This window comes from Actinomadura sp. K4S16 (assembly GCF_008327685.1).
Classification (GTDB): domain Bacteria; phylum Actinomycetota; class Actinomycetes; order Streptosporangiales; family Streptosporangiaceae; genus Spirillospora.
The window spans coordinates 103,645-116,180 of record NZ_BDDE01000029.1; the positions used below are offsets into that span (position 1 = coordinate 103,645).

Annotated in this window: 11 protein-coding genes and 1 pseudogene; 6 read left to right on the plus strand and 6 right to left on the minus strand. The window is 70.8% G+C overall.

All coding sequences use genetic code 11. From position 1 onward, the window contains the following. Window positions 1-34: 34 nt before the first annotated feature. Together K4S16_RS40865 and K4S16_RS40870 are read left to right on the plus strand one after the other, a co-directional pair. Window positions 35-1,171 carry a sensor histidine kinase gene (locus K4S16_RS40865; protein ID WP_200842408.1) on the plus strand — a complete coding sequence of 379 codons (1,137 nt, stop codon included), beginning with the start codon at window positions 35-37 and terminating at the stop codon, window positions 1,169-1,171. Between the two features lie 8 nt (window positions 1,172-1,179). Then, the gene (locus K4S16_RS40870) at window positions 1,180-1,836 is read left to right on the plus strand and encodes a response regulator transcription factor (RefSeq protein ID WP_149264481.1); all 657 of its coding nucleotides are present in this window, start codon (window positions 1,180-1,182) and stop codon (window positions 1,834-1,836) included. 357 nt (window positions 1,837-2,193) lie between these two features. On the opposite strand, the pseudogene K4S16_RS46185 reads toward K4S16_RS40870, so the two are convergent. Next, a pseudogene (locus K4S16_RS46185) lies at window positions 2,194-3,036 on the minus strand (TIGR03620 family F420-dependent LLM class oxidoreductase); the annotation flags it as partial. Between the two features lie 89 nt (window positions 3,037-3,125). Here K4S16_RS46185 and K4S16_RS40880 point away from each other — a divergent pair. Further along, the gene (locus K4S16_RS40880; RefSeq protein ID WP_200842409.1) at window positions 3,126-3,830 is read left to right on the plus strand and encodes a TetR/AcrR family transcriptional regulator; all 705 of its coding nucleotides are present in this window, start codon (window positions 3,126-3,128) and stop codon (window positions 3,828-3,830) included. A gap of 34 nt (window positions 3,831-3,864) precedes the next feature. Further along, the gene (locus K4S16_RS40885; RefSeq protein ID WP_200842410.1) at window positions 3,865-4,455 is read left to right on the plus strand and encodes a DUF4291 domain-containing protein; all 591 of its coding nucleotides are present in this window, start codon (window positions 3,865-3,867) and stop codon (window positions 4,453-4,455) included. Between the two features lie 176 nt (window positions 4,456-4,631). On the opposite strand, the gene K4S16_RS40890 is transcribed toward K4S16_RS40885, so the two are convergent. Further along, complete coding sequence (locus K4S16_RS40890; RefSeq protein WP_149264483.1) at window positions 4,632-5,315, minus strand: alpha/beta fold hydrolase; 684 nt, start codon at window positions 5,313-5,315, stop codon at window positions 4,632-4,634. A gap of 149 nt (window positions 5,316-5,464) precedes the next feature. Here K4S16_RS40890 and K4S16_RS40895 point away from each other — a divergent pair, with 149 nt between their 5' ends. After that, window positions 5,465-5,695, plus strand: coding sequence for a hypothetical protein (locus K4S16_RS40895; RefSeq protein WP_149264484.1), 231 nt, complete (start codon window positions 5,465-5,467; stop codon window positions 5,693-5,695). A gap of 305 nt (window positions 5,696-6,000) precedes the next feature. Further along, window positions 6,001-7,161 (plus strand): biotin synthase BioB, encoded by a 1,161-nt coding sequence (bioB, locus tag K4S16_RS40900; RefSeq protein ID WP_149264485.1) that lies wholly within the window; start codon window positions 6,001-6,003, stop codon window positions 7,159-7,161. A 563-nt stretch (window positions 7,162-7,724) separates the two neighbouring features. Here the strand turns inward: bioB and K4S16_RS46190 are convergent. The 4 genes from K4S16_RS46190 to K4S16_RS40925 form a co-directional block, all read right to left on the minus strand. Then, window positions 7,725-8,375 carry a nucleoside triphosphate pyrophosphohydrolase gene (locus tag K4S16_RS46190; RefSeq protein ID WP_235037395.1) on the minus strand — a complete coding sequence of 217 codons (651 nt, stop codon included), beginning with the start codon at window positions 8,373-8,375 and terminating at the stop codon, window positions 7,725-7,727. A gap of 10 nt (window positions 8,376-8,385) precedes the next feature. After that, window positions 8,386-9,300 (minus strand): hypothetical protein, encoded by a 915-nt coding sequence (locus K4S16_RS40915; RefSeq protein WP_149264486.1) that lies wholly within the window; start codon window positions 9,298-9,300, stop codon window positions 8,386-8,388. A gap of 139 nt (window positions 9,301-9,439) precedes the next feature. Beyond that, a complete protein-coding gene (locus K4S16_RS40920; protein ID WP_149264487.1) occupies window positions 9,440-10,663 on the minus strand; it encodes a cytochrome P450 in 1,224 nt (407 codons plus the stop codon). A 142-nt stretch (window positions 10,664-10,805) separates the two neighbouring features. Then, complete coding sequence (locus K4S16_RS40925) at window positions 10,806-12,089, minus strand: citrate synthase (RefSeq protein ID WP_149264488.1); 1,284 nt, start codon at window positions 12,087-12,089, stop codon at window positions 10,806-10,808. Window positions 12,090-12,536 lie beyond the last annotated feature (447 nt).

The following is a 12,536-nucleotide window of genomic DNA, read 5'->3' on the forward strand; positions in this document are numbered from 1 at the left end:
GCGCGGGCCGCACCGCCCCGCTACCTTTCGTGACGTGGACGAATCCGAGCTGCGCTCCCCGCTCCCGCGGTTCGGCCGGCGCGGCCTCGTCGGCCTCGACGCCGGGGCCGCGCTCATCTACGCCCTCGTGCTCGTGCTGCTGCCGGACTCCACCGACGCCCCGCCGCTCCTCGCCGTCCCGCTCGCCGCCGCGACGGCCCTGCCCCTCGCGGTGCGGCGCCTGTGGCCCGTCCCGGTCTTCGCCGCCGTCCTGTCCGCCTCGACCGCCACGCTGCTCCTCGGCCTGCCCTGGGACACCTACGCCGCCGCGGGGTTCGCCCTCTACCAGGTCGCGCTCACCCGGCGCCGCCGCCGATGGGTCCCCACCCTGCTCATCGGCGCCGTCAGCGCCGTGTTCATCTTCGTCGGCGCCGTCGCCGGCCCTGTCGGGACGCAGGCCGCGATCCTCGGCAGGCTGCTGCTCGGGGTTTCCGTTCTCGGCGCGTCCTGGACGCTCGGCCGCGTCGTCCGCGAACGCCGCGCGCACGCCGCGCACGCCGCCCGCCGCCTCGCCGACCAGGCCGTCTCCGACGAGCGCCTCCGCATCGCCCGCGAGCTCCACGACGTCGTCGCGCACAGCATGAGCCTCATCGCCGTCAAGGCCGGCGTCGCCGTCCACGTCGCCGAGGCCCGCCCCGAGGAGGCTTTGGACGCCCTCCGCGTCATCGAGACCACCAGCCGAGGCACGCTCGCGGAGATGCGTCACCTCCTCGGCGTTCTGCGCACCGGCGCCGCCGACGCCGACCTCGCTCCGTCCCCAGGGCTGGCCGACTTGACCGCGCTCGCCGAACGCGCCGCCATGGCGGGCGTCCACGTTGACCTGGACGTCGACGCGAGAGACCTCCCCGACGGCATCGCGCTCTCCGCCTACCGCATCGTCCAGGAGGCGGTCACCAACGTCGTCAAGCACGCGGCGCCCGCGCGCTGCCGCGTCCGCGTCAGGGCCGACGGGCTCCGGATGCGCATCGACGTCACCGACGACGGGCCCGGCACCCGCGTCCTGCCGGGCGGCGACGGGCACGGACTGATCGGCATGCGCGAACGCGTCATGATGTACGGCGGTGACTTCACCGCCGGCCCGCGCCCCGAAGGCGGCTTCGCCGTTTCCGCCGCCTTCCCGTACGACAGCTAGGAACCCCGTTGGATCTGAGCGTCCTCGTCGCCGACGACCAGGCCCTGCTGCGCGGCAGCTTCTGCGTCCTGATCGACACCGCGCCCGGCCTCCGCACCGTCGGCGAGGCCGGCACCGGGGCCGAGGCCGTCGAGCTGGCCGCCCGGGAGCGCCCGGACGTCGTCCTGATGGACGTCCGCATGCCCGAGATGGACGGCATCGAGGCCACCCAGCGCATCTGCGCCGAACTGCCGGGCGTCCGGGTCCTGATCCTCACGACGTTCGACCTGGACACCTACGTCTACTCGGCTTTGCGGGCGGGGGCGAGCGGGTTCCTGCTGAAGGACACCCCGCCCGCCGACCTGCTGTCCGCGATCCGCGTCGTCGCGTCGGGGGAGTCCCTGCTCGCCCCGTCGGTGACCCGCCGGCTGATCGCCGAGTTCGTCCGCCGCCCCGGCCCCGCCCAGCCGCCGCCCGCCGGACTCGACGCACTCACCGACCGCGAGCGCGAGGTCCTCACCCTCATCGCGCGCGGCCTGTCCAACACCGAGCTAGCCGAGCACCTCCACCTGAGCCCCGCCACCGTGAAGACCCACATCGGCCACCTGCTGGCCAAACTCCACGCCCGCGACCGCGCCCAACTGGTCATAACCGCCTACGAAACCGGCCTGATCCGCCCCCGCTGACCCCGTGCGAGCCCTGGGGTGCCGCCCGCGCGGTGTAACTCTCGCCGGGCCGCGCTGTGCAGGACCGCGCAGTGCGACCTGTGCCGTGCAGGGCTGTGGCCTCTTGAGATCCGTGCGGGACCGCGCTGGGCGGGGGCCGGGCCGTGCGGCGGGCGAGCAGGAGGTCCGGTTGAGCCCGCTCAGGCCGGACCGGTCGGTTGTCGTGGCCCATGTGCCACCGGGTAAGAAGCCGACCCGGCGGTCCGGAGGCACGGGCTTGAGGCCTTGGGCGGCGCTGGGCAGGCGCGTGGCCGGGACGGTCGTCAGAGCAGGGCGGGGGCCCAGGCGTTCGAAATGGTCGGCGGCCGAGGACAGGTCCGGAGTGAAGACCGTGACGCAGACGTGGTCGGCTCCCGCGTCCAGGTGCTCCTGGACCCTCTTGGCGATGGCGGTCTCATCGCCCCAGATGAAGCAGGCGTCGATGACCTCGTCAGAGCCGCCGCCGGAGAGCGCTTCGTCGCCGTATCCGAGCGACTTGAGGGAGCGGACGTAAGGGGAGCCCGGAATCGCCAACATCTGCGTCCCTCTTGCGATACCGCGTGCTTTCGCCGGGTCAGTCTCGAGGATGGCGCTCTGCATGGCGATGAGGAGCTTGTCGTCGCCGAGCCTCTCCCGGGCCTGCCGGGTGTGCTCGACGGGCATCGCAGCGGGGAGAGCGCCGTCCGCGCGGTCGCGGGCCAGTTCCTGCATCTTCGGCCCGAGGGCCGCGAGCAGCCGCGGGAAAGGCTTCTCGGGTACGGGCGCCGCGTCGACGGCCGCGTCCATGCCGTCGAGGTATTCGCGCATCCGGGTCAGCGGGCTTGTCCACTTCTGCCCGCTCTGCTCCACGATCGCGCCCATGCTGACGCCCACACCGAGCGCGAGGCGCCCCGGGTAGGCGTCGGCCAGGACCGACGCCGCACCCTGCATGGTGGCGGGATGCCGTGCCCACAGGTTCGCGACGGCCGAGCCGAGAACGATCCGCTCGGTCGCAGCCAGCATCACGCTGAGCTGCGTGAACACCTCCCGCCCGCCGATCGCCTCGTTCACCCATATCGACCCGTAGCCCGCCCGCTCGACGCGCTGCGCCGCACGCCGCCATTCGTCCGCCGGCGCGATGGGCGTCACGAGCCCGACGCCGATCCTGCCGAGCGCGGCGCGAGCCTCGTCCACCGCCGTCATCGGTCCTCCTATAATCGGAACGCTTAACCCGCTTAGGACGGTACCGGAACGTCCGCCCCGCTTGTCAACCCCGACGAAGGAGGTGCCGGGTGAGCGAACGCGCGCTGCGCGCCGACGCGCGCCGCAACCGCGAGCGCATCCTCCAGGCCGCGTTCGAGGCCTTCGCCGCGGACGGCCGCCTCGTCCCGCTCGACGACATCGCCCGCCGGGCCGGTGTCGGAGCAGGGACCGTCTACCGCCACTTTCCGACCAAGGAGGTCCTGTTCCAGGCGGTCGTCTCGGACCGCATCGAGCGGATCGTGGACGAGGCGCAGGCGCTCGTCCACGCAGATGATCCCGGAGAGGCCTTCTACGGCTTCCTGATGTGGGTCGTGGAGCGTGCGATGTTCAACCACGCCCTGTGCGACGCCTTGGCCGCGGACCTGCGAACGCTGGACGTCCAAGGCATGGACGAGCAGTTCGCCTCGGCCCTGGGCGGTCTGCTGCGACGGGCGCAGGACGCGGGCGCGGTCCGCTCGGACGTCGACGTCCACGATGTCCGCGCCCTCATGGTCGGCGCCATGCTGATGGAACGCCAGCGGCGCCCCGATGGCCGGCCCGGACGCATGACGGCGCTGGCGTGCGATGCTCTCCGTCCCGTAACGAAAGACGACGAAACGCTGCCCGAATCGCGTAACGAAAGGTACTGCGAGGTGTGCGGGAAGCCGCTCACCTCGGCGCCGACGGGACGCCCCGCCCGGTTCTGCGGCGCCGCCTGCCGCCAGAAGGCCCACCGCCGGAGGAAAACCGGTTGAGCCGCAGCGAGCCCCGCGCCACCCTGGCGGGATCATGCGCACACGCGAGATCCGTGCCTGCTACGACCGCGACTCGATCACCGTCTACCAGGCGTACGCCCCCGAGATCGGCGGTCCGGCGGCGAGGCAGGGCACGTTCGTCCCGCCGTTCTCCCGGCACCGCATGACCTGGATCAAGCCGTCCTTCCTGTGGCTCATGGCCCGCAGCAACTGGGCCCGCAAGCCCGGACAGGAGACGATCCTCGCGGTGCGGATCACCCGGGCGGGCTGGGAGGAGGCGCTGGGCCTCGCCGTCCCGACCGATCCCGACCGCCGCGTCTTCCGGAGCGCCGATGAATGGCCCCGCCGGTTCGCCAAGGCTATGGTGCACGTCCAATGGGACCCTGAACGCTCCCTTCACGGCCGGAAACTCGAAACGCGCAGCATCCAGATAGGCCTCAGCCGCCACATCGTCGACCGCTACGTCGACGACTGGATCATCGGCATCGAGGACCGCACCCCGCTGGTCCGCAAGATCCACGGACTCCGCCAGGCCGGCCGGATCCCCCAGGCCAGAGCGCTCCTCCCCGAGGAACGCCCGTACCCGCTGGCGCCCGCCCTGGCCGAACGGCTGGGAGCGTCCTAGCAAGCGCGGCCTGGTCGAAACCGAACGCCCCCACCCGCCGGGCCAGGGTGACAACAGACCTCGTCACGACATGCGCCGCACCGCAGGCGTTCTCCTCGCTCATCCAGGTGACGGGGAGGGGCCTGGTAGTCCATGACCCAAACCCCCGCGGGTCTCCGGATGGCCGCGGGGGCCCGTCATCGCGTGCGGTAGGTCTCCAGGCGGTCGGCCAGTTCTCGGGGACGGCTCAGTGCGACGAGGTGCCCTCCGGGCATCTCGTCAACGGTGATGCCCAGCCGTTCGCCCACCACCCGCCGCTGGAAGTCCAGTGGAAAGAAGCGGTCGTCGCGTGCTTGCAGGAAGACGGTCGGAGTACTGGGCCACTTGTGGAGCGGCCACGGCTCTGTGAACGGGGTGGCCGACTGCGGAGCCTCCTGCGACAGCGCCACCGCCTTCACTTCGTCCGGCACGTCGTGGAAGAAGTACTCTTCGGCGTCGAACTCGGCGGGCGGCGTCCGTCCATCACGGACCGCCTGGTCGGACATCGCCTTCGCCTGCCCGGTGTTCTCCCACCATTCGCCGCCCGTCTCGCCTGGCGACGGGACCATGGCGTTGAGCAGCACGAGCAGGTCGACCGGCAGCCTCTCGCAGACGAGCGGTGCCGTGAGGCCGCCCATCGACTGCGCCACCAGGATGAGGTCCCTGCGGTCGCCGATCGCCTCGAGCACGGTGTCGACGTACTCCGTCAGGCCCGCGGAGTCATCACCGGCGGGAAGGTCGACGGCCACGACGTCGTGTCCTCGCGCCCGCAGCTCTGGTACCAGCCGGTGCCAGTACCAGGCCTGGCCCCCCGCTCCGGGGATGAGTGTGTAGGTCGCCATGGTCATCGTCCTCCGTAGTCCGACGACAGCGACGGTAGCGCCCCCCACGGACAATCAGGTCCAGAGCCAGGGGCGGGACGGTGCTTCCGTCGGCCGCCACGGCGTGTCGGGTTCGCTTCGAACGTGTGTTCGGACTACCTTGTCGTCTCGTGCTGATCGACGAACCGGTCTCGGCGGAGACCACGCCCACGGGCCGCCCCTCCCAGATCACCGGCCCCCGCGGCCGCTACCGCGTGCGCCGGGTCCTTGAGGAATGGCAGGCCCCGGGCCAGGCGAGGTTCTACCGCCTCCAGGTGGCGACACCGGACGGCCTCGCAATCGCCGAGGTCATCGCCCCCCACCAGCCCGGCCCCTGGACCCTCCACCAGGTCTGGCCCTGACCCTCCCACCTGGTAAACGCCCGCCTCGGTCATGTCCGCTCGCGATGCGCAGGACGTGGCAGTCGTGCTTCGCCGCTGGGGCCCTGGATCTGTCGTCGTGGGACGTGCGGGAGGGGCTGGGGGTTGGCTGGGGTGCAGTGGCATGTCCGCTCCGATGCCCAGGGCCTCGCGACCGTCCCTTCGCCACTCCATCTCGGCTATGGGGAGGCGGGTGCCTCGCGCTGAGATGATCGACAGATCTTGATCGACCTTCTTGTACGGTGCGGGCCTTGGCGGGGCGTGCGCAGGAGGCCAGGATCGGCGCCATGGACCTGCTGGAGACTCTGGTCGGCAAGGGATTGCGCCGTGAGCCGCTGTCCCGGGCCGAGGCGCTCGCGGTGCTGGAAACCTCCGATGACGAATTGCTCGACGTGGTGGCGGCCGCCGGCAAGGTACGGCGGCACTGGTTCGGGCGCCGGGTCAAGCTGAACTACCTGGTCAACCTGAAGTCGGGGCTCTGTCCTGAGGACTGCTCGTACTGCTCTCAACGGCTGGGGTCGGAGGCGGGCGTCCTGACCTACACCTGGCTGAAGCCCGACGAGGCGGCCGCGGCGGCGGAAGCGGGCGTGGCCGGTGGCGCCAAACGCCTGTGCCTGGTGGCCAGTGGACGTGGCCCGACCGACCGGGACGTGGAACGGGTCGCCGGCATCATCGACGCGATCAAAGAACGCGACGAGGATGTGGAGATCTGCGCCTGTCTTGGGCTGCTGTCCGGCGCGCAGGCCGGGCGGCTGCGAGAGGTCGGCGTCGACGCCTACAGCCACAATCTGAACACCGCCGAAGCCGCGTACGCGGACATCTGCACCACGCACGAGTTCGGCGACCGGGTCGACACCGTCCGGCAGACCAAGGCGGCGGGCCTGTCGGCGTGCTCCGGGCTGATCGCCGGCATGGGGGAGGGCGACGCGGACCTGGTGGACGTGGTCTTCGCGCTGCGCGACCTGGACGTGGACTCGGTCCCGGTGAACTTCTTGATCCCGTTCGACGGGACGCCGATGGCCGAGAAATGGGCCCTCACCCCGCAGCGCTGCCTGCGGATCCTGGCGATGGTGCGTTTCGTCTGCCCGGACGTGGAGGTGCGTCTCGCCGGCGGGCGGGAGATCCATCTGCGAACGCTCCAGCCCCTGGCGCTGCACGTGGTCAACTCGATCTTCCTGGGCGACTACCTGACCAGCGAGGGGCAGGCCGGCAAGGCGGACCTCGACATGATCGCCGACGCGGGCTTCGAGGTGGAAGGTGCGGCTACCGCCACACTTCCCGAACACCGAAGGCGATCGAAGGCCCCCGTGTCCGATGCCGCACCCGATCGGGAGGACATCGGCGACGACGGCGACGCTCGCCCCGCGCAGCTCCCAGGGCCTGCCCGAACCGACCTGGTCGCGGTACGCCGCCGAGGAGCAGGCACCAACCTGCCCCCCAACGCCTGACCCGCGCGACCTACCCCCGGCGCTGCCCGAACATCACCCCCGTCGATCTCACCCCAGCCCTTCTGGCCCCGCATTCACCCCGGCCGCCGTCGCACGGGTCGCCTGCACCAGAGAGCCCTCACGCGCGGCGGCGCCTGCACCAGGGGGCGCTCACAAGCGGGGCACCTTCAGAAGCGGGCGGGCGCTCGCATTAGCGGGCGCCTCCGGAGGTGGGCGGCGGGGGCATGGGTGGGGGCCTGCAGGGGTGGGCGGGCGGCCGTACGGGGCCCCCACAGGTGGGTGGCGGTTGTACGGGTGGATCACCTCACGAGGCGGGCGGGCACTCGCGTGAGCGGGCTTTTTGGAGGTGGGCGGCGGTGGCATGGGTGGGGCATCTGCAGAGGTTCGCGGGCGGTTGTACGGGCGGGGCGCCTCTGGAGGCGGGGGCGTTTCGCGGGCGAGTCGTCTTCATTGGTGGGGGCGGTCGCACGGGCGCGCCTTCATCCATGTGGGGCCGGCATCCATAGGCGAGGTGTCTCCATGGGCGGGACGCATTCGAGGAGGCGCCTCCTAAGGGGGCGTGGCTAGTGGGGGAGGCGGAGGACGAGGCGTTTGGAGAAGGCTCCTCGTTCTGCGGCCTTGGCGGCGCGCTGGTCTTCCAATTGGTCGGGGGTGAGGCCGTGGAGGGAGGCGAGTGCGTGGAGTACCTCCAGAAGGTCGGCGAGCTCCGTGGGGTCGCTGGTCGCGACGTACTCGCTGGCCTCCTCGTAGAGCTTGGCGCGTAGCAGGGACGCTTGCTCGTGATGGGCCGCGATCCGTGTCTCCGGGGTCCGGCCCGCTTCCCGGATGATGTCGGGTATCCGATCGCGGACGAGCTTCTCGGCCCGGACATTCTCCTTGGTCTGGTGCACCGTGCCGCCGTGGCGCCTGTCCAGGGACTGGATCCACTGGACGGCGACCGCCGCAGTCTGGACCAGTTCGTTACGGAGGCTTTCCGGGGCGGACTCGGCCAGCGCTTCGAAGAACTCCTCGGCGAGGATGTGACGCCATGTCAGCTCCCCACGCGCTCCTGCCGCAACGCATTCCTGCTTCGCCTCCTCAGCTCGTGCGGTGAAGCCCGGGCCGGTGCCGTCCGGGAACTCCTGGACGCCCCACGTCCGGTCCTGGGCTTCGCGTTCGGCCGCCAAATCCGCCAGCGCTCTCGCGAGCGACCCTGGTGCCTGCTCGTTCTCCATGCCGGCGACGTTAGCCACTCGGATGGCTCGCCATGGCGTGGTCCGGCTCGCAGCTGAGCAGTTCGTGCAGGACGGGCGGGAGTTCGTCCCATAGCCACTCGTTCAATGTGCCGGGAAAGTCCGCGGGCGGACGTATGGCCAGGCGGCGGGGCGTCACCTCGATGAGGCGCACCGCGATGGGTCCGTCGTCCCACAGGGGGTCGCGGTTTCCCCAGAACGCGGAGAAGTCGGCGCTCGTCAGCAGCAGTTCCGCGGGCAGGGTGTGCTCGCCCGGGTGCCTGCCGAGGGGCAGCAGCCGCTGGGCGGTCGTGCGGAGTACGTTGAGCGCTGCCAGGTCGTGCGGGCAGGCGACGCCGGTGATCTGGAGTTCGGGCAGTCCGAACCGGCCCAACCCCCGTGTCGTGAGGTGGACGCAGGCGCAGCCGTCGATGTCCTCCTCGTCGGCGGTGCAGCGGCCGGAGTTCCGGTAGGGCGGCAGGGTGGTGCCCAGCCAGTCGTCGGCGAGGGCGAAATCTTCGAATCTCCCGAAGGGGATGACGGGCAGGACTTGGCGCGAGGCGACGTCCACGGGCACGCCGCAGAGCGATTCGGCGATCGCCTTCGTCGCGGCGCGGGCGAGGTGCGGCCCTAACGGCAGGTCACCGGCCGGCAGGACCGAGGTGACGGCGATGTGCGTCGTCGCTCGGCGCAGCCGTTCGACGTCGTCGGCGTCCGCACCGGTGACGCCGGAGAGGTCCCACGGGGAGGCGGCGGCGGGGTGGCAGGCGAGCGCGAGGCGGGGCGAGGCGAGCCGTTCCGACACCGCCGCCGCGAAGGAGCCGGAGAACCTCCGGAGGATCGCCGCCGACAGGTCGCCGGGGTTCCTGTCGGTCGCGACGACGAAATCGGCGGTCGTCTCTTCGGGGACCGTGATGGTGACGCGCATTGCAGCCTCCTCGGGGCCGTTGGACCGGCGTGCGAGATTCAGCTTCGAGGAGGCCGCCGGACGGAACGAGGAGAACGAGATTCTGTGGATAACGCGCGCCGACGTCCGCGCGGCACGTGCGGGCTCCTCCGCTCCGAGGTCAGAACGCGCAGGGGACGGACTTGATCCCGTTGATGAAGCTCGTCCGCTGGCGGACGGGAGGCGCCGTGGCGTGCAGGGTCGGCAGCCGCGTGTACAGCTCGCGGAGCAGCACGGTGATCTCACGGCGGGCCAGGTGCGCGCCGAGGCAGAAATGCGGTCCGGGGGCGCCGAAACCGAAGTGGGGGTTGGGAGAGCGCAGGACGTCGAACGCGTACGGGTCCTTGAAGACGCCGTCGTCCCTGTTCGCCGAGTTGTAGTAGAGGATCACCCGGTCGCCGGCGCGGTAGACGTGCCCGCCCAGCTCGTGGTCGCGGGTCAGTGTGCGGCGCATCCACGTCACGGGGGTGGCGTAGCGGACGATCTCCTCGACGGCGGCCGGAAGCCGCACGTCGAGGTCCGCGAGGAGGATGTCCCGCTGCCCGGGGTTGTCGGTGAGCAGGGTCAGGGAGTGCGACAGCGCGTTCCGCGTCGTCTCGTTGCCGGCCACCACCAGCAGTGCGAAGAAGCGTCCCAGGTCGAGGTCGTCGAGGGCCTCGCCGTCCACGTTGGCGTGCGTCAGCGCCGTGACGAGGTCGTCGGCGGGCTTCTCCCGGCGCAGCCGTCCGAGGTCGGCCATGAGCGCGTGCAGGAGGGAGAACTTCTCGGCGAGGATTGCCGCGCGGTCCTTCCCCTCAGGCCCTTCGTAGTCGGGGTCGCCGAGGGCGATGATGAGGTTGGTGGCGTCGATGACGTCGTCGTACGCCGACTCCGGGATGCCCATCATGGAGCAGATGATCTGCAAGGGCATCGGCATGGCGACGTGCTCCACGAAGTCGCACTGGCCGCGTTCGGTCAGCTCGTCCACGATGCGGCGGGCGAGGACGGCGACGTCCCCGGTGACCCGCTGGACGAGGCGCGGCGTGAACGAGCGGGAGACGATCCGGCGGAGCCGCGCGTGCCGCGGGTCGTCGATGCTGATCATGGAGCCGCTGTAGCGGACGACCTGAGGGGGCGGATCGACCAGGCTGACCGCGGTGGGCTGGGAGCTGAACACCTGGGGGTTCCGGCTGGCCTCGGCGACCTCCTCGTAACGGGTGATCGCGTAGAAGCCCTGGCCGTCCGGCAGGGGGCAGAAGACCGGCCCTTCCGCGGCCCGCAGGGAGGCGAACACTTCGTCGCGTTCGCCTTGCGGTCTCGCCCAGAAGTCCAGGCTGACGAGGCTGCTCTCGGCGATGGAGGGCATGGGGGAGCGCCTTCCGCTGGGGAGTCGTCGCCCACAGGCTAACCCCGTCGCCCCCGAGAAGACGATCATGCGCGGGCGGGGTGGGACCCCGCCCGCGCGCGATCGTCCGCGCTCACCGGGCCGCCGCCCGGCAAAGCCACAGTTAGCGAGCGGAGAGCTCCACAAAGTGACGCTCGCCCGGTCCCACGTAAACCTGGCGCGGACGTCCGATCTTTGTGGACGGGTCGTTCATCATCTCGCGCCACTGGGCGATCCAGCCGGGGAGCCGGCCGAGGGCGAACAGGACCGTGAAGGCGTTCGTCGGGAACCCCATCGCCTTGTAGATGACGCCGGTGTAGAAGTCGACGTTCGGGTACAGCTTGCGCTCGACGAAGTAGTCGTCGCTCAGCGCGACCTCTTCGAGGCGCATGGCCAGGTCCAGCAGCGGGTCGGACTTGCCGAGCGCGTCCAGGACCTTGCCGGTGGCCTTCTTCACGACGGCGGCGCGGGGGTCGTAGTTGCGGTAGACCCGGTGCCCGAAGCCCATCAGCTTGACGCCGGGCTCCTTCTTCTTGACACGCTCGACGAACGAGTCGATGTCGTCGCCGTTCTCGTGGATGCGCTCCAGCATCTCCAGGACGGCTTGGTTGGCGCCGCCGTGCAGAGGCCCGAACAAGGCGTCGACGCCCGCGGACACCGAGGAGAACAGGTTCGCCTGGCTGGAGCCCACGAGCCGCACGGTCGAGGTGGAGCAGTTCTGCTCGTGGTCGGCGTGCAGGACGAACAGCATGTCCAGGACGCGCGCGATCTCCGGGTCGATCTCGTAAGGCTGCGTGGGCAGGCCGAACATCATGCGGAGGAAGTTCTCCACGTACCCGAGGGAGTTGTCCGGGTAGAGCAGCGGCTGGCCGTTGGACGTCTTGTACGCGTAGGCGGCGATCGTCGGGAGCTTGGCGATGAGCCGGATGCTGGACCGGTCGACCTGCTCGGGGTCGAACGGGTCGAGGCTGTCCTGGTAGAACGTCGACAGGGCGCTGACCGCGGACGACAGCACGGCCATCGGGTGCGCGCGGCGCGGGAAGGCGGAGAAGAACGCGCGGAACTTCTCGTCCAGCAGGGTGTGGTGGCGCACCTTGTCGGTGAACGTGCTCAACTGGTCGGCCGTCGGCAGCTCGCCGTAGATCAGCAGGTAGGCCACCTCGAGGAAGGAGGACTTCTCCGCCAGCTCCTCGATGGGGTAGCCCCGGTAGCGCAGGATCCCCGCCTCACCGTCGATGTAGGTGATGGCCGACGTGGTGGACGCCGTGTTGGTGAAACCCGGATCGAGCGTGACATGCCCCGTCTCCTTGAGGAGGCTGCTCACGACCAGCCCCGAGGGGCCCTCGGTCGCCTCGGTGACCTCCAGAGGCATGCGGCCGCCCGCGTGGTCGAGCTCGAAGTCCGACATACTCGCTCACTCCCAACTGCGTCCACACCTGCGTAGACGTTCCGTTCTTCATCGTATCCACGTGATCACGGGGGCTGATCCGGGCCGTCCCCGTCGACGGCGGACCGTTCGGCGGCACGGGTGCGCGAGCCGCTCACCTCTCGTCACGCCCCTCCCTCCGTCGCTTGCGTGGGCGGAGCCCCCGGGCCTCTCCGCCCGCGTGCCGGAACCGGACGAGTCACCCCGGAACGCTTGGTCCGGCTGGCCTGGGCGGAAAGCCGGACGGTCAGGAGCGATCGACCGGATTTCGCCCTCCCCGTCCGCGGCTCGCCGGCCGGTCGGCCGGCGAGGCGTTCTCATGATCTCGCGCGGGGGGAGAGGATGCCATGGAGGCCTTTCGGCGCCGTGCCTGCGGAGCCGACGAAGTGAGAAGAATCTCAGCGCGTTCGCCATCGCCGGTCCGCTCGG

What these genes read in the sequence shown, in the direction of transcription:
- K4S16_RS40885 (WP_200842410.1), top strand. Translation starts at nt 3,865, where the DNA reads ATGCGCACACGCGAGATCCGTGCCTGCTACGACCGCGACTCGATCACC.
- K4S16_RS40890 (WP_149264483.1), bottom strand. Translation starts at nt 5,315, where the DNA reads ATGGCGACCTACACACTCATCCCCGGAGCGGGGGGCCAGGCCTGGTAC.
- bioB (WP_149264485.1), top strand. Translation starts at nt 6,001, where the DNA reads ATGGACCTGCTGGAGACTCTGGTCGGCAAGGGATTGCGCCGTGAGCCG.
- K4S16_RS46190 (WP_235037395.1), bottom strand. Translation starts at nt 8,375, where the DNA reads ATGGAGAACGAGCAGGCACCAGGGTCGCTCGCGAGAGCGCTGGCGGAT.
- K4S16_RS40915 (WP_149264486.1), bottom strand. Translation starts at nt 9,300, where the DNA reads ATGCGCGTCACCATCACGGTCCCCGAAGAGACGACCGCCGATTTCGTC.
- K4S16_RS40920 (WP_149264487.1), bottom strand. Translation starts at nt 10,663, where the DNA reads ATGCCCTCCATCGCCGAGAGCAGCCTCGTCAGCCTGGACTTCTGGGCG.
- K4S16_RS40925 (WP_149264488.1), bottom strand. Translation starts at nt 12,089, where the DNA reads ATGTCGGACTTCGAGCTCGACCACGCGGGCGGCCGCATGCCTCTGGAG.